The sequence below is a fragment of the Pseudomaricurvus sp. ABR4_320 genome (assembly GCF_056159445.1).
Map to the genome: position 1 here is coordinate 224,009 of NZ_JBSWVF010000002.1, position 19,741 is coordinate 243,749.

Below are 19,741 nucleotides of genomic sequence, written 5' to 3' on the forward strand. Positions count from 1 at the left end.
GTAACGACTTGAACTGGGTGAATCCATGGCCTTTTATATGGCTGACTCGACACGGTTGTTTTATAGGTGTTCTGTGCGTATGGTTACCGTGTGTCGTGATATAGCACCTTGTTGACGTTTGATCGATTGAAAGCCACTTGGTGTCTTCACACAAATAATAAGAGTGAACGTTGTCCTAAGGTTGCTGGTTGTGAAAAAGTGGATTTTTCTGGTTTGCGTCGGTTTTTTCTCCGTTTCTATATCCGCGGATGATCTCCCGGTTCCTGATCTGGATCCTACGCATTGGTATGTTAATCCGTCGATGTCGCAAGCTGAGTCACAGCAGCCGTATCGTTTCAGATCTCTGCATGACGCGGTTGCACATGCGCCGTCAGGTACATCAGATAATCCCACTGTTATTTACCTCGCGCCGGATGTCTATCAACTCAATGGCTCTCTCGAGCAGCATGGACTCATCATTCACCAGGATTGGTTACGCTTGGAAGGCTTGTCCAGTGATGCTCGAGACACGGTGCTCGCCGATAATCGCGGGCACATGATCGGTGCTCGAGGAAAGGGGGGATCATCGCCTGCGGAGTCCGTTATGGTTACGGGGACCGGGTTTTCAGCGAAAAATGTCACCTTTGGAAATTACTGCAATGTCGATTTAATTTATTCCCGTGACCCGTCGAAAAATCAAGAAAAACGTTCGGCTACGATAACTCAAGCCTATGTCATCGGTGCTCGCAACGAGTCAAAAGTGCTCGATCACTTCCGTTTTGAAAACGTCCGCTTTATCAGCAAGCTCGATACCATCGCGTTGGGGGATGTAAAGCGGGCGTATTTTTATCGAAGCTATGTTCAAGGCACGGATGATTTTATCGGTGGTGGCGACGTTCATGTTTTTGAAGACAGTCAGATTCGCAGTTTTTCGTCGAAACCTATTTTTGCCGGAGGCAACAAAGGAACGGCCTTTATTAACGTGGATTGGGTTATTGATTTTGCGGAACCCTCACCACTTTATCTGGCAAAAAATGCATCCAATCTTTTTATAAAATCTGTTCGCTTTCACGACGAAAAACATCACTTGCAGGGCATTTATACAACACCCTATCCGAAGGCGAATAAGCTCACTTATAGCGCCGATGTTACTCTCAATGGCGTAAAAACCGATGTGCAACCTGTAAGCAATCGTGTAGCACTTTCTGCTAGCTTAAGTTCTCGATTATATGCGAATAATTTGCTTGCCGGAGACGACGGATGGCAGCCCGCAGCATCTACAGGCGATCGCGGCACAGTCGCCATCCTAATGCCCGGGAAAGCGGTTTTAGAGCCTGGGCAAACCATAGCGATTGACGCGATGGCTTTTCCTGCCTCCATCAGCGATGAGGAAACTTGGCGGTGGCGCAGTGATGTTCCTGCTCTTGAAATCAATTCGGAGTCTGGGAGGCTCGACGTTGAAGCGGTTTCTCACCAGGCTGAAAACACAGCGACTGACGCCCACCTTTTGGTGACCAGTCCGATGGGTGTTAAGGGTGTTATGGCGGTGCAGCTGGCGCCTCGTCTGGCACCAGCGCCGCAGTTTAAACGTCCGCCGCATATTGAGCGGCGTGGCGACGAGCTGATTCTCGCCTACGAATTAGAAATGACGGATTTGGACCGGGATGAATCTTTGGTGACCTGGAATCGTGTAACCGACGTAGGCCCCATTCCTCTGGCAACCCGTCATGATGAGCGCCCATTAAAGCGATATTCGCTCACTGAAGCGGATCGCAATGCGATGATCTCCGTTGAGGTAATCCCCAAACTCAAGGGGCATAAAATAGGAAAGGCTTCTGTTGGCCATTTTGATATGTCGGCGCAAACGCTTGCCCTTGCAGACAACAATGTCGTTGCGCTTGAGCCTTTAACCTTTCCAACTCAACGCCAGCGACAATTGCTCGAAAACACCTGGATGCACGACACATTTTATCCTGCAGACCAGACCATCGAATGGCAGGTTTCACGTCGAGATAACCCATGGGAATTCGGCTCTGGTATTAACGGTGCAGAACAAAAAGGATTGTTGACGTCGAAGCAGGGCGCGCGTCTGTTGTATACCCGAGAGAAATCGGAAAGCTACCAAAAAGTCACGACAATTCTCGATACAGAAAAAACCGGTGGCCAGGGGTTTGGTAGCCCTACCGGCCAGTATCTAGAAGTGTATGTCGGTTATGACACCCACAGTCTTTCGGGGTACGCCTTAAGAATTGAGCGGGTTGCGGGCGCCAGTGACGCAACGGAGGTAACGCTGATGGCGTATCGGCAAGGTGCTGGTAAAAAGCTCACGGCGCCTAAGTTAACCCCTTTATTTAAGCCGGGTGCAACCATCACACTGACGCTTGACGGTACTCAACTGAGGGCGACGTTACACAATGATCGAGTTCAGAAATCTGCGAAGATGCCTTCGGAAATCGCTCTTCAAGCGACGATTCCAGCGGCTGAGGTATCGGGCTTCGGCTTGCAACATACCGGAACAGTCAGCCCAGGCAACCGTATTGTGTTGAAATCTGTGTCATCGACTTTTTCCCGTTGAATCCTTCGCTGTTTGTCACTCCCATTCCAATTGTGTATAGGCATTGATGACATTGCGCTTGTGAAATTCGTCGAACAGCTGCCAGTTGATGGATTCGTCCTGCATTAGCGTGTCGCTGGCAGTTTGGATGTCGATCTGGTTATAAATGGCTTGGCGAACGTTGTAGCGCAAGTTCGTTAAATAATATTCCATCTTATCGAGAGCGTGACGATTCGTCTGCGGTGGGCCATGGCCTGGTATCATCAGATTAAAATCGGTTGCCTGTAAGCTGGCGATCACTGTAATCCAGCCGTTTAGGTCTCCGTCTAGAGAGGGGCAGTGATCGACAAACACCAGATCGCCGGTGATCATGGTTGCCGTTGTCATGTCGTAAACAAGTAGGTCGTTATTGGTGTGAGCCGGAGACATTGCGCTCAGCCGCAGCAGACGATTGCCCAGGTCAATAACGGTAGTCCCGCTTATGGTACGGGTAGGACTGATAATGTCGTCGGCGCCCAGGCCCACCTCTTCAAGACGTTCTTTGTAGTAGCTACCACGGCTCGCCAGCTGGCGCGCAAAGTTTTCATGGGCGATAAATTCAGGTGCCTCAGAGACGAAAGCCTGATTGCCAAAGATATGATCCAGATGGACATGGGTATTGATCACATAGCGAATGGGCAATTGAGTCTTTTTGCGAATGGCCTTTAGTATGGCTTTACCCTGGCCTAAACTGGCGCCGGTATCGATGACCGCGACAGCATCTTCGCCAATGATAAAAACCGTGTTTGCCACATTGCCATCGTCACTGCTGAAAACGTCAGCGATTTCTCCCTCTGATAGAAAAACGCCGGTGGCAACTTCGGTAAATGAAGTGTCTGACCAGGCGGCGTTGGCAAACAGAAACAGACAGCAGAGTGTCATCCACCTCATAGCGCCTCCGGTGTCACTGTTTGCAATGGGTATCCTGCTTCTTGCCAGTTTCGAGTTCCCCCCATATACCAGTAGACCTGTTGATAGCCGTAGCTGGCGGTGCGCTTGGCCGCGTTCCAGGAGTGCCAGCAATTGGGCTCACAGAAGAAGACCAGGGGCGTCTCTTTATTATGACGACTGAGTTTCTGCAGCTTTGTTTTTAGGTTCTGTTGGTCGGTGTGGTCGAGTACGCCATAACCGATATTCGCCAGCCATACGGCGCCGGGAAGTGATTGGCGGCGGGGTTCAATCCACAGATGGTCTGCAGGCAGATTGGGTGGCCGTTGATCTGCTGGATAGACGTCAATCAGTACTGAATCCGGGTGCTTGTCCAAGAACTGAGTCAGTACCAAAGGTGTTTCTATGACGCTGGCTCCAGGTACGCTCGCGGGAACGGGTGCCCGATAGTCGCTGGTTCTAAAGCGTTCTGGTATCTCAACGGTCGACGGGTCGTTCACCGGCGTGGTCTGGTGGCCGGGGGCTGTCGTCACTGTTGCCTGAGGCATGTTTAGGGGCGCGGCGACACACAGTGAGGCCACAGTCACGCCACCGCAAACGACTGCCGTTCTACCAACGTTTTTACAGGAATGTGTCAGCAAATGACGCACCTCTCTCAACTTCAAGGAAGTCGATACGTAACAGCTCACGAAAAGTCCCGCTTTTTTATTGTTAGTTTTTGTAGGTCACCGCTGTAAAGCCCGTTGCTAAACCAACGGAATTTCGATAGTAGAGCAGCTTTGTGTGCTTCTCAACACCTTGGCTGCCTGGGCGCTAAGGTCAGAGAATAATCGGCGCGGAATCCCTTATAGTGTGGCCTGTAAATCCTTATCGGCAATGGCAGCAAGCTTTTGCTAGGGGAGCGGGAGCGAAGTAAGCCTATGCAATATCAGTGTGGCGGGGATTTCTTATGTTGATCGTGTGCTGTCGCGCCCTGTTCTTTAATTTTTCGAATTAAGGCAATGACGCGGCTAGCCAGCTCTTTGGGCTGAAAGGGTTTAGATAGGTAATCGTCGACGCCTGCTTGAACGGCGGTAACAACCCGATCTTTCTCACTGGTCGCGGTCAGCATTAAAAAAAAATGTGTTTGAGCTCTTCTGTCTCTCTAACCCGTTTTAGTAATTCCAACCCTGACAGCTCGGGCATATCCCAATCGCAGACAATCAGATCGACGGGCTCGTATTTCAGGCGGCGCCATGCTCGCTCTCCATTTGACGCTGAATGAATATGCTCCAGCCCCAGCTTTTTCAGATAACTTTTGATCATACTGCGAACCGATTCCATGTCATCGACGACAAGAACATGGAGCGATTTCAGCAGTTTTTCCGGTTGCGTCATGGCAGCCTCTGGGTTGGTATGTCCCGGTTTGGGGCCCTTGTTCCAGCTCCGTCCTGAAGAGCGGGAGGCAGTTGAGCTACTGGCAGGTGTCGGCATTGTCTTCATCTTAGGCTTGTTTGACACTACTATAGCAATGAAAAAGAAGTAATGCGCGCCAATATGTGAGGTGGTTCACGGTGATAACGTTGGGATAGCGGTTGCGAATTGGTCTATCCGGTGGGTTTTAGTCGCTCCGGTTAGAGTTACGATACTTTTTATCGCGTATTCGTCGTAGGTCGTTATTTTTGGTGATGAATCGCGGAAGATCAGTAATAAAAATGTCTAAGCATATGTCGTATGAATTGTTCAATGAGCCAGTTATAGCCAAATAAACTAACTGTTCTCAAGGGGTGGCGCGAACATCATTTTCGCGATGCTATAGTGATTATAGAGGGCGGCTGTGCCATATTGCGGTTGCCCGTTCCTGTCCTGAAGAGGCGGCATATGGCTCAGCCCGATGAAACGATAAAGAAAATAAAAATCCTGATCGTTGATGATATGGAAGCCATGCGAACGATGGTGAAAGGTGTTCTCAGAGATCTTGGTGCTGAGCATATTTCCATGGCGGCTAACGGGGATTTTGCTTGGCGAAAGCTCAATGATCGTAAAATTGATTTTATCATCTGCGATTGGGATATGCCGGAGGTCACAGGGCTAGAAGTCTTGCAACGAGTAAGATCCTCTGAGTCACACTGCCACATACCTTTTCTGATGCTGACAGCCGCCAACGAAAAGGAGCGAGTTGTTAAAGCCGTGGAAGCCGGTGTCAATGACTATTTGGCAAAGCCGTTTCAGCCGAAAGAGCTGGCCTATCGGGTTGTAAAGCTTTTGAGAAAAGTCGATCTTAATGGTGGTGTTAAGTCGTCCAATGCAAACGCTGACACATCTGCAACCGTGAACGCAAACGAAAAAGGGGCGGCCGAAGCCACCCCCGAATCAACAACTTCAGAAAAGACAGCTTAGAACTGATACTGCAGTCCGAAGCGGATTTCGTAGCGGGATGCATCACCAATACGGGATTCATCTTGGTTCGCATCAACATTGACGGTGTTGGGGAAATCCGCCTGGCGTAAAATACCCCATTCATCGTTCAACAGGTTGGTCAGGTTGTCGACCACCATATAGGCAGAAACCTTATCTGTATCACCAAAGCCTGCGAATTCTTGCTGAATTTTTAGATCCACTTTCGTCCACCAAGAACCCTCTTCAGAGTTCCGGGAAGTGCCGGGTTCCAAAACGTTGTTGCGGTAATCCAAGTAGGGGGTAAAACTGTAAGGATCCTCAGTTCCATCATAAGCATAAGAGTAAGGCACGCCCTCATTGGTCGACGCATACAGAGAGATGGTGGTGCGATTGTCGCCCAACAGATACAGATTCCAGTTCGCGGTTGCGGTAAAGCGATGGCGAATGTTGTAGTTGGAGGTCGACAGCTCGTCGGCTTCTGGATCAAAGAAGGCCCGCTGAACATAGTTCGAGAAGGCGACTGAGGAGTTCATCGGTTGTACGTCTTCGGCGTCACTAAAGGCATATCCAACCGTCCAGTCGAAGCCGTTGTCGTAAGCTTTTGCAACAGATAGGGAGACGTTAGTGGAGCGGTTGCCTTTATCACTGTTGGTGAGAACCAGCGAGCCAGTGCGAACGCTCTCGTAAATGGGGTAGCCTTCGGCCGTCGTACCGGTCTGCTCCAAATCACCGTGCTTGATCACCGCCGAATCTTTGCCGCGACTGACGATCAGATCTGCGTTAAAAATGTATTCGCTGTCGGTGATGTAAGTGGCGCCCAGATTAAACTTCCATTCGGATGGGATATCGAAATCCGGGTCGAGATAATTAATGTCGTTGTTGGAGCCTGTTCCTGTAGCAACGGCATCATAAAGTTCTGACGGAACGCCATAGCCAGGGCCAGCCGGTACGCCATCTTCGACGGCCTCGTAGACAACGTCATCGTCAAACAAGGAGCGACTGCCGTCAGTATAGCCGTAGTCTCCGCCTCTAGCGCCGAATTGCAGCACATTGTTACCGGAGAAACTGTTGGACATCCACACATTTGGGTTGCCGCCGGAGAAGAGGCCAAGGCCGCTGCGTACGGTCAGTGCATCGGTGGCTGCCCAGTTGACCGCAAAGCGAGGTTGAAGAAGACCTTCGCCATCGAGCGTTGCGGTGTTCGAAAAGCCATAGTCAGCGACAAACTCGGCGTTTTCTTCGGGCTTATCACTGCTGGTGTACCAGTCATAGCGCAGGCCAGCAATAACGGTGACATTATCGATGGGCATAAACTCGTCTTGCAGGTAGACGGTGTTCATCGCATAACCCCAGTCTGCTGCCGCATCTGTTGGGTCATTGGAAGGCGCGTTATTGTAGTAGATGGCATCGGCATAGCCATTACGGAAGTTATCTATGCCGTCGAAGCGGATCTCGGTTTCCGCATGTTGAACAAACATATTGAAGACATCCAGATCTTCACGTTCAACACCGAAGGTCAGTGAGTGGTCGCCTAAAAGGTAGTTCCCCTTAAAGGCAAAGGTCAGTGAATCGTATTCCAACTTGTTGGCGTGGCGGCTGTCGTCGGCGCCGAGATAAACGTCGACATCTTCCAGGGCAACGCGAATTTCACCAAAATCAGTCCCGCCTACGGGGATCTGGCGGTTATCCAGGTCCAGGTAACTGACGCGGAATTCGGTGGAGAAGTTGTCCGTCCAGTCTGAGTAAAAGGAAGCGACATAAGAGTTCAGTTCGGCACCGCGTTCATAGAGGTGATTGGAAAATTCGATCTCACTCAGATCACCGTCGGCTTCAACGAAATTGTTGCCGTCGTTGTAGTTGTAGGTAAACGCCATACGATGGTTGTCGGTGATATACCAATCCAACTTAACGAGCAGTTTTTCATCTTCGTTAGCCAGGCTTGACGGTAGGCTGCCGACATCGTAACCGTAGAGGTTGCTGGCGATATCGGCAATTTCGGCCAATTCTGCCGCGGTGACGTTGACTTCATTTACGGCGCCAGAGCCAATCGCTCCACGGTCAAACAGGTTTGCACCTTCCAGTTTTTCATAGGCCGCAAAGAAAAAGAGCTTGTCTTGAATCAGCGGGCCACCCAGAGTGAAACCGTAGCGTTTTTCATCATAGTCGCCTGTCTGGATGTCGTCCCCTTCGAGAGAGTCACCACGCAGGTCGTTGTCGGTGTAGTCGTAAAACGCTGAGCCAGAGAACTCGTTGCCGCCAGATTTGGTGACCGCATTAATATTACAGGCGGTAAAGCCACCGTATTCGACGTCGAAGGGGGCCATTTCCACGGCGACCTGATTGATCGCGTCATATGAAAAGGGCATGCGTTCGGTCGGGTAGCCGTTGTCGTTCAAACCGAAGGAGTCGTTCATACGCACGCCATCAACGGTCAAGCTGTTGAAGCGAGGGTTTTGGCCGCCACAACTGATGGAGTTGACATCGCCGCGGGATTCGTCGACGTAGATGCGAGGGTCGGCGCGCAAGACGTCGGCAATGTTGCGGTTAATGGCGGGGGCCGATTCCAGCTTTTCCAGTCCAAATGCGGCGTTAGGGCCCATCGCCAGCTGTTGGGTCACGCTTTTTGTCGCGACAACTTCAACTTCTTCCATGGTGTCAGATGCGGTGCTCAACATGAAAGAGAGCTCGGCAGTTTGTCCGAGAGTCAGCGGCAGATCTTCGGCACGCTTGCTGGTGTAGCCATCGAGACTGATCGAAATATCATAGTCATCACTCACGGGAAGGTTGCGAGCGAGGAATTCGCCGTTAGCGTTGGTTACCAAGGTGCGGGATAAGCCGGTCTCTCCGTTGACGATGACGACGGTGGTATTCGCCAGTGGTTGTTGCGATTCGTCGGTGACTACGCCTCGAATTTCTGACGTAGTTTGCTGGGCAAGCACCGGTTGACTGAGTGCCGCCATTAACGCGATGACGGAACAGTGGGTTTTAATAACTGTTTTCATGTCCGAGTTCCTTACTGGAATTGCTCTCCATCCTGACACAGCAGGACAATTTCTGTTTTTGTAGCGAAAAACTGTGCTCGTTATTGGAAGGTGCTCGGCCAGCTTAGGTCGAGGAGGTTTTACAGGCTCGCCGATTGTGCAGGGTATTGGTGCATAGTGACAATTCGATGACACCATACTGGTGCCTCTGAATTTTTAAATACACCCCGTCATGACGAATCCCTTACTGCCAGAGGGATTGGGAACAATCACAGTGCAATAAATTCTCTTTCACACTGCGCCCAACAAAAGTGCAGTAACCCCCAATTTGTTTCTTTCCGTTTGATCTGGTTAGCGGAAAGAATTTTAGGGGGAACCTCTTTCAACTGGAGACGAAGCAGGCGTTCAAACCCTCAGGTTTTTTTCGCGTAAATTGCCGAAAAATTTTTCCTATAATGGTTGATCGTCGTGAGGGTAAACGTTATTTCATGGGAATCAGCTTCGTGCACCTCGTTTTAAGAGTTGTTACTTAGCTTGCTTGGCCTTAAAAGCTTTTTTATGGTTTGTTGCAAATAATAATTATTCCTATTTGGGTTTGTGGTTGCTATATTCTTCGGTTCCTATGGGGAGGGAATCTGGGATGTCGTCGAACCTATCATGCAGGCCAAACCTGGCCAAATCCGTTGTTTGGAATCGAATGGAAGCGCCTTGTCGTTTCAAACTTCATACACTGATCCTATCGGGGTTCTTTAGTGCGTCGCCGTTGATGGCTCTGGCGAACGCTGATGCGGAATCGTCTAAAGCGGGAGAGGCTATTGAAGAAGTCTATGTCGAAGGCAAGGAGTTTCGCCGGAGCGTAAACGTTAAGCTCTCGATCGAGCCGCGCGAGCTGCCCCAGTCGATTTCCGTCGTGTCTCGAGAGCAGATAGATTTGCTCGGCGCAACGAATCTCGGGCAGCTGTTGTTGCAGACGACAGGCGTTATTCTCACTGGGGATAATTCGGAGCGAACCAACTTTTCGATTCGGGGATTTGGCGTGGGGGATAGCTGGAACTCCAACTTACTGCAGTATGATGGCGTTGCCGTCAATGCCTCCAATGTGGCTTCCTCAAAACCGGATATGGCAATGGTCGAGCGGGTTGAGGTGCTCCGAGGCGCAACTGGATTAATGCAGGGGTCTGGTGAACCTTCCGGTTCTATCAATATTGTTCGTAAGAAACCAACCACAAACTTTCAAGCCAATACATCGCTTTCCTACGGTTCTTGGGATACCAGTCGTGTGGAGGCGGATATTTCCGGGCGTTTAACGTCCAGCGGGGCATTGCGAGGACGATTGGTCGTTGCCAAACAGTCTGGAAATTCTTATATGGATGCGGTCGAGCGTGATATCGATTTGGCTTACGGCATCGTAAGTGCCGACCTGACGGATTCCACCGTCCTCAATATCAGTTACAAGCTTCAAACGGAAGATTCGGTTGCTGCCCATAATCTGCCACGAAACCCCATTACCGGCGCAGATCTAAATCTGGACAGAGATAATTGCAGCTGTAATGCCTCAGACTACTGGAACAAAGATAACTCCGATGTGTTTGTGGACTTGGAACATACATTTGATAATGGCTGGGGGGTTAAAGGCACCTATATTAAAGCGAATTATCAAATGGATATGGTGTTTACCAGTCTTGCTTCGGTTAGTGCTGCCGACTTCGATGCGGCAAATCCCCAGGCGAACGTGAACAAATACGCCTATCAATATGATCAGGATGTCGATGTCGTTGATGTCTATACCAAGGGAAATTTTGCGCTCTTTGGTCAAGAGCACGAGTTGGTCGTGGGCTACAATTTTCAACAAAGCGATAACCCAGGGCGCTGGAGCAGTTGGGATGCTGTTTTGGAGGATTACAGTCTCTGGAACGGAACCCCCGAAGATACCCCTTCTGCACCAGTTTTGACGGTAGATCTCGACGACTACACGGCGTATTCCCTACCCGCCATTGCACCCCGTTACGATATGGACGGCGGCCAGTCCTTTGAAGAGCGAGAGCAGGAAGGGGTTTATGTCGCAACGCGTTTACGTTTGATGGAGCCTCTGCACCTTGTGTTGGGTGCCCGGCAGAGTCGCTATGATTACAACTATCAATACAAAAGTAATGTGACCAATGAAGTGGTGCCCAGCCGAGGTTCCAGCTACACGAAATCGGATATTCTCACCCCTTACGCAGGGATAACCTACGATATCAATCGTAACTACACGGTCTACGGCAGTTTTGCAGACAGCTTTGTGGTGCAGAGCACGAAAGATCGTAACGACAACTTGTTGGACCCGATTCAAGGCAATGTTTATGAGATTGGCCTGAAAGGGATGTTCAACGACGATGCCATCATGGCGACCATTGCGGCGTTTCGTATCAATCAAATCAATCGATCGATGCAGGATGTGAACAGTGCCGGTGAGTGTCCGCAGAACGGTGGCGATGCCTACTGCTATGTGGCAGCTGGAGAGGTGGTTAGTGAGGGTGTTGAAATTGACCTTCGCGGTGAGGTTTTGTCAGGTTTGACCACGATGTTTGGTTACACCTACAACACCACAGAATACAAAAAAGATCCGGAAAATGAAGGGCGCATCTTTAATGAAACCACACCCAAACATATCGCCCGGTTGTTTACGTCCTATCAGTTTGCCAACGGTTTGGTTCTTGGCGGTGGCGTAAATTATCAAAGTGAATGGCTGGTTGGGCGCTACGATGACGTTAGCGCACGTCAGGAGGGATACACCTTGGTTAATGCGATGGCAAGCTATCCGATCACCGACGCGCTGCAGCTGTCGTTGAATGCCAGTAACCTGCTGGATAAAAAATATTACTCCTATTTGAGCACCACCTCCAACCGCTATGGTGAACCTCGTAACATTAATCTCGCCATGAGAATGACGTTTTAATTGCGTCTCTTCTGTACAGATGGCAGTCAGGACGTGCTCTACTGCCATCAGACCGATCAAGGTCAAGCGTTTCAAATAAACGGCTCCTGTGTTTCAATCCCCCGAGATCGAATCTTCGTTTGCCCTCAGTAAGATGGGCGCGTGAATTCACGAAGCGTCTCTGGAAGTCAATATATGGATTACCCGCACGTTGTTTATCGTTATTTTTCCAACCGAACGTCTGTATTGAAAAGAGTCATGGCGGTAGTTGCCATTGTTGCTCTGCTACTGCCGACCAAGTTGCTGGCTTGGGGGCAGAATGGCCACCGTATCGTGGCTCAGATTGCCGATGGGCATCTGACACGGACCACACAACAGGCGTTGGATCCTCTGTTGGATGGTGATCTCTTGCCAGAGGTTTCCACCTGGGCAGATGAAATGAAGTCATCACCGGAAGACTTCTGGCAGTCCACGGCAAACCCTTGGCACTACATCAACTTTAACGATATGGATGAGTTTGCTCAGATGGCTGAAGGCGTTGCTTTGCCTTTTAAAAAGGCGCCGACTAACGTCTATGAAGCGATATTTCGATGTGTCAGCGTCCTGCAGTCTGAGACATCAAACTTGGAAGATAAGCGTTTGTACTTTCGCTTTCTGGTGCATTTGATAGGTGATGTCCACCAGCCCATGCATGCCGGGCGAGGGGAGGATCGGGGTGGCAATGATATCCGTGTTCAATTTTTTGGTGAGACAACCGATCTGCACACCCTCTGGGATACACAATTAATTGAATACAGTCAGCTTTCGTTCTCTGAGTACGCGCGTTTTATCGAGACGCAGGACTCTGAGCGGATACAGGAAATTGTTGCTGGGACTCCAGCGGACTGGGTTGCTGAGTCCTTTACGTTGCGTGAGCAAATCTACGACATCGGCAATGGGGATTATCGTTGGGACTACCCCTATAAATACAAAGCGTCTATGGATGAGCGCTTGTTGCAAGCGGGCATCCGGCTCGCAGGCGTTCTTAACGCCATTTATGACCCAGAGGCTCGCGTGCGAGTGGATGCCTTCATACCGAGAAATCAGTAACCCTCAACTCAGCGCAGTCTTGGAAAGAAGTTGATCAACTTGCGGGTTTGCCAGTTGCGGTAGACCAGGCTACCGTCGGGTTCGAATCCATAGGCTACGCGAGTCTGATCACCATCGTCCCACTGGATGACCAGGATTTTGTTGTTGGTGCTCCAACAGCCGCGCTGGGTATCGCCGTCGGTAGTGCCGCCCGCACTCCAAGAGGTGTTGCCGGCACTGTCTCTGCCACCGGCGTTGTAGTGGCTTTGTGCTCCGTAATAGACGCTGCCGTCAGCCATAAAATGCCAGTTCAGTTGTGTATTCATACCAATGCCATCGCCGGCATAGACACTTTCTCCCTTAAATGTTCCAACCAACTTAGGATCTAAAGATCCATTGGCCGTGCATTGACTGGCGAGCTGTGGTTCTGTTGTCTGCGGCTGTGTCGGTTGGTTCGTCGGTGGTGATGGCTCAACATCTGGGGCCGTTTCCGCGATAAGTTGTGCAGAGGCGTCCATTCGATAGCGACCGGGCGGAATTTGGCGCCCCAGAGCTTGCACGAAAAACATAACTTCTTGAGTGGTGAGTTGCCGCCCGTTTAGAAAGACCCCGGACTGCCCACGAGATGCGTCGGCGGGTAGAGGTCCAAATTGGTGGCCTGGGTTGATGGCACCGAGAGAAGGGCCGCCCATCATACCGTAGAGTCCAGTTTCACTGTCGTACCAATAGTGGCCTGGATTCGGTATAAAGCCGTAGGTCTGGTAGTACTCCTGCAGCTGGTTTTGGTTGAGCATTTGGCCGTTCACCGAAATAGTTGGGGAGCCGAATTGTGCCGTTGCTGATTGCGCGAGAAATGTCAGTAATAACAGGCCAATGGCCAACCGGTGTCTTTGAGTGATATCCATCATCTTTTCCCTAAGCGGTCGCTTTTCCATCACAGTCGTTCTGTCCAGTTCCTGAAGAGTTGACCTTGTTTTGGACGGACAGAGAGTCCTTTCTCAGTATAGGGGCTGGGAAATCGGATTTACCTTAATTGTAACCCAGGTAATTCATCCACTTCCCGGGCTTATTGCGCGCCCTCATAGCGGTCGGATCGGACCAATTGCAGTTGTCGCAGAAGGTCTGTCAGTGCGCGGGCGTCCGTTATTCCGGTGTTTACGAACGTTGTGTTTTCGTAGAGCGGTGGATAGCCGTCCCCCCCGGTCGAAATAAAACTGTTTATGGCCAGTCGATAATGTTCAGACGCTTCTATTGGTCGCGGCTCAATGCCGGTTACCCACCAGTGTCCATCCTCTCTTTGCTCCAATCCGGCATATTGGGGAAAGCTGCCACTGGCTGGCATGGCGAGCGCATTTTCTATATAGGCCATCAATTCTTTACCGGTCAGGGTGACATGACACACAGTATTACTGAAGGGCAAAACACTTAAAATGTTTTTGGGGGTGATATCGCCAGCCTCGATGCTGTCGCGAATACCACCACTATTGATTAGCGCCATATCGGCCTGGGCGGCGATCATTTGTGAGGTTGCTACCAAGGTGCCGAGGTTGGTGCGCTGACTGCGAACAATATCTCGCTGGCCTTGAAGCAGCCCCGTTGTTTGAGCGAAAGGCTGATAGAGGGCTTTGTCAGCTTGTGTCTGAAAAGGCTCCAGCAGCGCGAGCATTTCTTCCGATGGTGGAATTTTCGGGCCTGCTAACACCAAATTGTTATCGCCGTTTTCATCGGCACGTAGCATGTTAACCGGGATCAGTTCGTACTTTTCCAGCGCAAGTTGCCCGTTTGCGTAGACAAAGTCCGCTCGACCCACATATTTACCCCACTCATGGGCTTGTACGATCAGCGTGCCGTTTTGCGTGTCTGGTACACATGGGTCGCCTGGTTCATAGGCCGCGACTCGCTGATTTTCTGCCGCCATACAGACAGGATCCTGGCTGTGACCACCGACAATCAAGTCGATACCGTCAACCTGCCGAGCCATGGAAACATCTCCGGGCGCGTTTATCCGATAGTCACCATTTTCATAATGCCCCATATGAGTTAATGCGATAACGATATCTGCCTTCTTCCGCAGTTCCGGCACCAGCTTTTGGGCTTCTGAAATGGTTGTGTGAAAGGTCACATCGCCCAAGAACTCGGGGTTGCCGACTTTGGCGGTGTCTTCTGTGGTTAATCCTAGAACTGCGACTTTCAACGTTCCGAGGGTAAATATTTCGTAGGGTTGGAAGAGGCGTTCGCCGGTGGTGCGATCGTAAATGTTTGCCGAGAGGAGAGGGAAGTTCGCCCACTTTTGCTGTTGTCGCAATACGGATAGGGGGTTGTCGAACTCGTGATTGCCGAGCGCCATAGCGTCGTAGCCCAGAAATGTCATCCCTTTAAAATCCGGCTCTGCATCTAACATATCGGATTCAGGTACCCCGGTATTGATGTCGCCACCCGAGAGCAGAAGAGAGTAGCCTCCTTTGTTTTGAACGTCCGCGCGAAGATCATCCACCAGGGTTTTTCGGGCAGGCATACCGTATTCCCCTTGGTCGTTCGGCCAGAAGTGACCGTGGTGGTCGTTGGTATGCAGTATCGTAAAGTGCACGGGCGGTGCTTCGGTCTGATCGGCTAGGACGACGTGGCTCAACAAGGGCGCTACGAGCAGTAGTCCAATCAGGTGTCGGGGTTTACAGTGCCATGGTGTGATTTTCGGACGAAAGAACATCGCTCGTTCCTTGCTGCTGGTCGCTACGGGTACTGATCCCGAGTTCAACCTGAGTGTGAATATTTGGCTGCGGGCAGATTAATCATTCTCCAGCAGAAATACCATAGCCTCTGATGCTGAAGTGGGTGTAATGCTCTGCAAGCTTTACAGATATCGTCAGAATTCTGAAAATTTTTCACTTATTCTCTAAGCATAATTCTGCGATAGACGGGTTTAGTGGGGTTGCGAAGCTTGGCATATGCCTTGCGTAAACGCTATTCGAATTGAGTGGGATCGCTGAGCAAAGCGTCAGTCGAATCGAAACAAGGCTCGTTGTCAGTGATTCCCAACAACAGCGCAAATCTTCAGAGAGGAGTCACATTATGAGTCAGTCACTGACGACCATTAATCCGTTTACCGAAGAAGTCATCCAAGAATTTCCCTTGATGAGCGACGCCGAAGTGGAGCAGGCGATTCAAGCCAGCCAGCGCGCTTTTGAGGAGTGGCGCCAGGTGCCGCTGGAAGAGCGGGCAACGAAGATTCGAAGTATTGGTGGGTTATTGCAGCGAAACAAAGAGGCTTTCGCGCAGCTCATGACCCGTGAAATGGGTAAGTTATTGAAAGACGCACGCGACGAAATCGATTTGTGCACAGCGATTTGCGAATATACTGCCGACAATGGTCCTGAGGCTCTTGCTCGCGAGACGCGACAATTTGGTGAGGGACAAACAGGCTACGTTTGTTATTCTCCCGTTGGTGTCATTTACGGAATTCAACCGTGGAATTTTCCCGCCTATCAAGTGGTGAGATACGCGATCGCCAATCTGATGGCAGGTAACAGCGTCCTCCTTAAACACGCAGAAAGTGTTACCGGAAGCGGCTTGTTCTTTGAGCGCTTGCTGAGCCAGGTTGACCTTCCTGAAAACCTATTTCAAGCGTTGATCATTTCTCATGACCAATCGAATGCGGTCATCGCCAATCCGCTCGTGCGAGGCGTCACCTTGACCGGCAGCGGCGCTGCAGGAAAAAAAGTTGCCGCGCTAGCTGGCGAATACCTCAAAAAGACGGTGTTGGAGCTGGGATCTAACGATGCCTACCTCGTCTTAGAAGACGCCGATGTGGACTTGGCGGTGGAGCAGTGTGTCGCTGGTCGAATTTATAACAACGGGCAAACGTGTATTAACGCGAAACGATTTGTTGTTGTCGATTCAATTTATGAGCAATTCAAAGAAAAAATTGTAAACAAGATGGCAGGTTTGACTCTCGGTGATCCTGCCGATGATGCGACGCAAATTGGGCCCATGTCTCGCAAAGAGTTACGGGATAATCTGCACGACCAGGTGATGCAAAGCGTTACCAAGGGGGCTGTTGTCTTGTGTGGAGGGGAAATTCCCCAGCGTGATGGCGTATTCTATCCTGCGACTTTGTTGGAAAACGTTGTGCCTGGGCAGCCAGCCTACGACGACGAATTGTTTGGGCCTGTGGCATCCTTGATTCGCGCTAAGGATGATGAGGATGCGATGCATATTGCCAATGACAGCCATTTTGGCCTTGGCGGCGGTATCTTTTCCTACAATCGCGATAGAGCGTTAGCGCTTGCAGAACAACATTTTGATACCGGAATGGTATTCATTAATGGTTTTGGTATGGCAACCCCCGAAATGCCCTTTGGTGGAGTGAAAGAATCTGGTTATGGGCGCGAGCATGGCGGCTTTGGTATGAAAGAATTCGTCAACGTTAAAGCCGTTATGGATATGCAGTCTTAGGGTAAAGTGACCGCTGGTAGCACACCAGCGATGACCGCCTTACCATTGTCGATGTTTGAGCCCCTCGCTCGATTGCGTCACTGGTAGTAAACTTGCAATTGCCGATTTTCACTGTCAAAAGGCTTTTGCTTGTTTGCTACCGTTTTTATCTTCTTCGTCCTGGGCATATTACTCAGAAAGCTGCCAAATCTGCCCGGGGCAACGCCGCGATATTTGAATAATCTCGTCATCTATATCGCAATGCCTGCTGTCGTCATTCGCACTGCGCCTAAATTGCAGTTCGATGTGTCCCTGGCTATTCCAGTACTGTGTTACTGGTTGCCACTCCCGTTTATCTGGCTCGCGGTAAACCGCATTTCCAACCATCTTCGCTGGCACAGTGACTATCGCCACGCAGCTTTTGTCTTGATTGGGTGTGGAAACACGGCATTCTTTGGTTTGCCGATGACGAAGACTTTGCTGGGAGATGACAGTTTTCCGCACGCGCTTGCCTTTGACCAATTTGGCTCTTTTCTTGGATTGTCACTGGTGATGGCGAGCTACATTACCTCGGTGGTAAACCCTCAGGCTAATGGAGTCGCGTGGGGAAAGATATTCAAAAAACTATTTCTGTTTCCGCCGTTTGTGACTCTGCTCATCGGAATATTATTTCCGGTCGATGTTTGGCTGCAATCCATGGACAGTTTTCTAAGTGCTCTCGGTTATACGATCGTACCCTTAACCATGATTGCTGTCGGTATGCAGTTCCAGTTAACTTTAGACCGAGATGCGTTATATCCGATCGTCAGCATTATCACGGCGAAGATGATTGTTTTGCCCGCCTTGGTATTTTGCTTGGTTTTTACAATGACAAATGATAAAACGGTGGTTTCCGCAGTCACTCTGCAAAGTGCAATGCCTCCTATGATCACTGCCGCCGCCTTGCTGATGGCGGCGGGCGTACGACCAAAGTTTGTAGCCGCAGTTTTGAGTTTTAGCACTCTTTTGACATTTATCGAAATTCCCCTTTTGGCGTGGTTGCTGAATCAGCTATAAAACCGTTGCAGGTCATAATTGTTGCTGTGTACACTATTATTGCGTCTGAAAAATACCTTATATTTATTTTCTATAAATAGACGCTGGTCATAACACGGCATCTAATGCTGTGGTGTCATAATCATTCGGTAATTTTTATGCCGGATGTAATATGAAGATCGAGATCCGTTAATTTATTTCAATTATTGCCTGATTACGTTTCAGTTATTTCAGCGCCTTGCCAAAAACGAAAAAACTATTTTTTAAACTGCAGATTAGTTTGCGAAACCTGAACAAGCACTTTGGTCATTTCAAGGCGTTGAACGATATTTCTATGTCGCTAAGAAAAGGCGAGTTGGTTGCGTTACTGGGGCCGTCAGGCTCTGGTAAAACCACACTTTTGAGAATCATCGCTGGCTTGCATTTTGCCGATTCTGGAGATGTGTTTTTTGAATCTCACAATATGGCGAGAGTACCCTTGCGTGAGCGAAAAATTGGATTTGTTTTTCAGAATTATGCGCTCTTTCGTCATATGTCCGTGCTGGAAAATATCAGCTTTGGACTTTCGTGTACGTTCTAGAGCGGAACGGCCCCATACCGCGGAAATAACGCAACGCAGTGAAGAGTTGCTGGAGCTGGTGCAATTGGGCGGTCTCGGCGAGCGCTATCCCCATCAGCTTTCCGGTGGTCAGCGACAGAGAGTCGCGCTTGCTCGTGCAATGGCGATCAATCCCAGCGTACTGTTATTGGACGAGCCCTTTGGTGCCCTCGATGCCAAAGTTCGTAAAGAGTTGCGGCAATGGCTGCGAGAGTTTCATCGGCGAACGGGTGTAACCACGATATTTGTTAGTCACGATCAGGAGGAGGCGCTGGAATTGGCGGATCGCGTGGTCATTCTGAGGGAGGGAAAAATCGCACAGATCGGAAGCGTCGATGAGGTTTACGAGCATCCTGCGTCACCCGATGTTTTTCAATTTCTTGGGGACAGCAATCGTATTCCTGCCACACTGGTGGGAAGTCGGCTCTGGGCGGGTGATACGGTCATTGCAGATTACGGACGGCTGAGCGATGACCTCCAGGGTAAGGTTGATATTTATGTGCGCCCAAGTGATCTTCGCGTTGCCGAGATGCAACCGGCTGCCCTTGAAGTGATTGTTCGCGCTGTACAGAGGACCGGTCCCGTCGTGCGAGCGCAGGTGGAGCTGTTACATTCCGCGCAATGGATTACGGTTGAGCTGCCCCATTTGCATTTTGACGTTAAACACTTTCGCGAGGGGGCCGTGCTGCGGCTGAGGTTGATGGCGTTCAATGTGTATGCGTCTGCCGAGACGGTGCAAAGCCCGGTACACATGTCTCCGCTGGCACCGATTTTAACAGGCCGTGATCGAGTTCGATTGAGTCCCAGGTAAGGTTGTCTACGACATAAAATTCTCCCATCCGATTGTGCAGTTTTCCGTGAAATGCATTAGC

The 19,741-nt window shown here is 50.2% G+C and carries 15 protein-coding genes; 8 read left to right on the plus strand and 7 right to left on the minus strand.

The features are described 5' to 3' along the window. The first annotated feature begins 190 nt into the window (after window positions 1-190). On the plus strand, window positions 191-2,554 hold the full coding sequence (locus ACXAFR_RS04230; RefSeq protein ID WP_475172372.1) for a pectinesterase: 2,364 nt from the start codon (window positions 191-193) through the stop codon (window positions 2,552-2,554). 15 nt (window positions 2,555-2,569) lie between these two features. Here ACXAFR_RS04230 and ACXAFR_RS04235 read toward each other — a convergent pair whose 3' ends face one another. From ACXAFR_RS04235 to ACXAFR_RS04250, 4 genes are all read right to left on the minus strand, one after another. Further along, window positions 2,570-3,463 carry a quinoprotein relay system zinc metallohydrolase 2 gene (locus ACXAFR_RS04235; RefSeq protein WP_475172376.1) on the minus strand — a complete coding sequence of 298 codons (894 nt, stop codon included), beginning with the start codon at window positions 3,461-3,463 and terminating at the stop codon, window positions 2,570-2,572. Beyond that, on the minus strand, window positions 3,460-4,041 hold the full coding sequence (locus ACXAFR_RS04240; protein ID WP_475172382.1) for a rhodanese-like domain-containing protein: 582 nt from the start codon (window positions 4,039-4,041) through the stop codon (window positions 3,460-3,462). The genes ACXAFR_RS04235 and ACXAFR_RS04240 overlap by 4 nt, the downstream gene beginning before the upstream one ends. Window positions 4,042-4,388: 347 nt before the next feature. Beyond that, a complete protein-coding gene (locus ACXAFR_RS04245) occupies window positions 4,389-4,571 on the minus strand; it encodes a hypothetical protein (RefSeq protein ID WP_475172390.1) in 183 nt (60 codons plus the stop codon). Beyond that, a complete protein-coding gene (locus ACXAFR_RS04250) occupies window positions 4,571-4,933 on the minus strand; it encodes a response regulator (RefSeq protein ID WP_475172395.1) in 363 nt (120 codons plus the stop codon). Before ACXAFR_RS04250 ends, ACXAFR_RS04245 begins: the two co-directional genes overlap by 1 nt. Window positions 4,934-5,320: 387 nt before the next feature. Between ACXAFR_RS04250 and ACXAFR_RS04255 the strand changes: the two genes are divergently transcribed. Continuing rightward, on the plus strand, window positions 5,321-5,839 hold the full coding sequence (locus tag ACXAFR_RS04255) for a response regulator (protein WP_475172398.1): 519 nt from the start codon (window positions 5,321-5,323) through the stop codon (window positions 5,837-5,839). Here ACXAFR_RS04255 and ACXAFR_RS04260 read toward each other — a convergent pair. Then, the gene (locus ACXAFR_RS04260; RefSeq protein ID WP_475172401.1) at window positions 5,836-8,841 is read right to left on the minus strand and encodes a TonB-dependent receptor; all 3,006 of its coding nucleotides are present in this window, start codon (window positions 8,839-8,841) and stop codon (window positions 5,836-5,838) included. The two genes, ACXAFR_RS04255 and ACXAFR_RS04260, sit on opposite strands and share 4 nt — an antisense overlap. Before the next feature lie 676 nt (window positions 8,842-9,517). Here ACXAFR_RS04260 and ACXAFR_RS04265 point away from each other — a divergent pair. Together ACXAFR_RS04265 and ACXAFR_RS04270 are read left to right on the plus strand one after the other, a co-directional pair. Beyond that, window positions 9,518-11,758 carry a TonB-dependent siderophore receptor gene (locus ACXAFR_RS04265; RefSeq protein WP_475172407.1) on the plus strand — a complete coding sequence of 747 codons (2,241 nt, stop codon included), beginning with the start codon at window positions 9,518-9,520 and terminating at the stop codon, window positions 11,756-11,758. A gap of 174 nt (window positions 11,759-11,932) precedes the next feature. Further along, window positions 11,933-12,826 carry a S1/P1 nuclease gene (locus tag ACXAFR_RS04270; RefSeq protein WP_475172410.1) on the plus strand — a complete coding sequence of 298 codons (894 nt, stop codon included), beginning with the start codon at window positions 11,933-11,935 and terminating at the stop codon, window positions 12,824-12,826. An 8-nt stretch (window positions 12,827-12,834) separates the two neighbouring features. On the opposite strand, the gene ACXAFR_RS04275 is transcribed toward ACXAFR_RS04270, so the two are convergent. Further along, entirely contained in the window at window positions 12,835-13,743 is a 909-nt protein-coding gene (locus ACXAFR_RS04275; RefSeq protein ID WP_475172413.1) for a hypothetical protein, read from the minus strand. Between the two features lie 128 nt (window positions 13,744-13,871). Beyond that, window positions 13,872-15,512, minus strand: a complete 1,641-nt coding sequence (ushA, locus tag ACXAFR_RS04280; protein ID WP_475172418.1) for a bifunctional UDP-sugar hydrolase/5'-nucleotidase UshA — start codon at window positions 15,510-15,512, stop codon at window positions 13,872-13,874. A gap of 362 nt (window positions 15,513-15,874) precedes the next feature. Here ushA and ACXAFR_RS04285 point away from each other — a divergent pair, with 362 nt between their 5' ends. The 4 genes from ACXAFR_RS04285 to ACXAFR_RS04300 all read left to right on the plus strand — a co-directional run bounded on the left by ACXAFR_RS04285 (window position 15,875) and on the right by ACXAFR_RS04300 (window position 19,680). Continuing rightward, window positions 15,875-17,257: an NAD-dependent succinate-semialdehyde dehydrogenase gene (locus ACXAFR_RS04285; protein ID WP_475172426.1), complete on the plus strand. Its 1,383-nt coding sequence runs from the start codon at window positions 15,875-15,877 to the stop codon at window positions 17,255-17,257. Window positions 17,258-17,386: 129 nt separating this feature from the next. Beyond that, window positions 17,387-18,292, plus strand: a complete 906-nt coding sequence (locus tag ACXAFR_RS04290) for an AEC family transporter (protein WP_475172431.1) — start codon at window positions 17,387-17,389, stop codon at window positions 18,290-18,292. Between the two features lie 313 nt (window positions 18,293-18,605). Further along, entirely contained in the window at window positions 18,606-18,851 is a 246-nt protein-coding gene (locus tag ACXAFR_RS04295; protein ID WP_475172435.1) for an ATP-binding cassette domain-containing protein, read from the plus strand. Further along, window positions 18,829-19,680, plus strand: coding sequence for a sulfate/molybdate ABC transporter ATP-binding protein (locus tag ACXAFR_RS04300; protein WP_475172441.1), 852 nt, complete (start codon window positions 18,829-18,831; stop codon window positions 19,678-19,680). Before ACXAFR_RS04295 ends, ACXAFR_RS04300 begins: the two co-directional genes overlap by 23 nt. Window positions 19,681-19,741 lie beyond the last annotated feature (61 nt).

Coding starts and splice junctions, on each gene's coding strand:
- ushA (WP_475172418.1), bottom strand. CDS start 15,512: ATGTTCTTTCGTCCGAAAATCACACCATGGCACTGTAAACCCCGACAC.
- ACXAFR_RS04235 (WP_475172376.1), bottom strand. CDS start 3,463: ATGAGGTGGATGACACTCTGCTGTCTGTTTCTGTTTGCCAACGCCGCC.
- ACXAFR_RS04245 (WP_475172390.1), bottom strand. CDS start 4,571: ATGCTGACCGCGACCAGTGAGAAAGATCGGGTTGTTACCGCCGTTCAA.
- ACXAFR_RS04260 (WP_475172401.1), bottom strand. CDS start 8,841: ATGAAAACAGTTATTAAAACCCACTGTTCCGTCATCGCGTTAATGGCG.
- ACXAFR_RS04265 (WP_475172407.1), top strand. CDS start 9,518: ATGGAAGCGCCTTGTCGTTTCAAACTTCATACACTGATCCTATCGGGG.
- ACXAFR_RS04270 (WP_475172410.1), top strand. CDS start 11,933: ATGGATTACCCGCACGTTGTTTATCGTTATTTTTCCAACCGAACGTCT.
- ACXAFR_RS04295 (WP_475172435.1), top strand. CDS start 18,606: ATGTCGCTAAGAAAAGGCGAGTTGGTTGCGTTACTGGGGCCGTCAGGC.
- ACXAFR_RS04250 (WP_475172395.1), bottom strand. CDS start 4,933: ATGCCGACACCTGCCAGTAGCTCAACTGCCTCCCGCTCTTCAGGACGG.
- ACXAFR_RS04285 (WP_475172426.1), top strand. CDS start 15,875: ATGAGTCAGTCACTGACGACCATTAATCCGTTTACCGAAGAAGTCATC.
- ACXAFR_RS04255 (WP_475172398.1), top strand. CDS start 5,321: ATGGCTCAGCCCGATGAAACGATAAAGAAAATAAAAATCCTGATCGTT.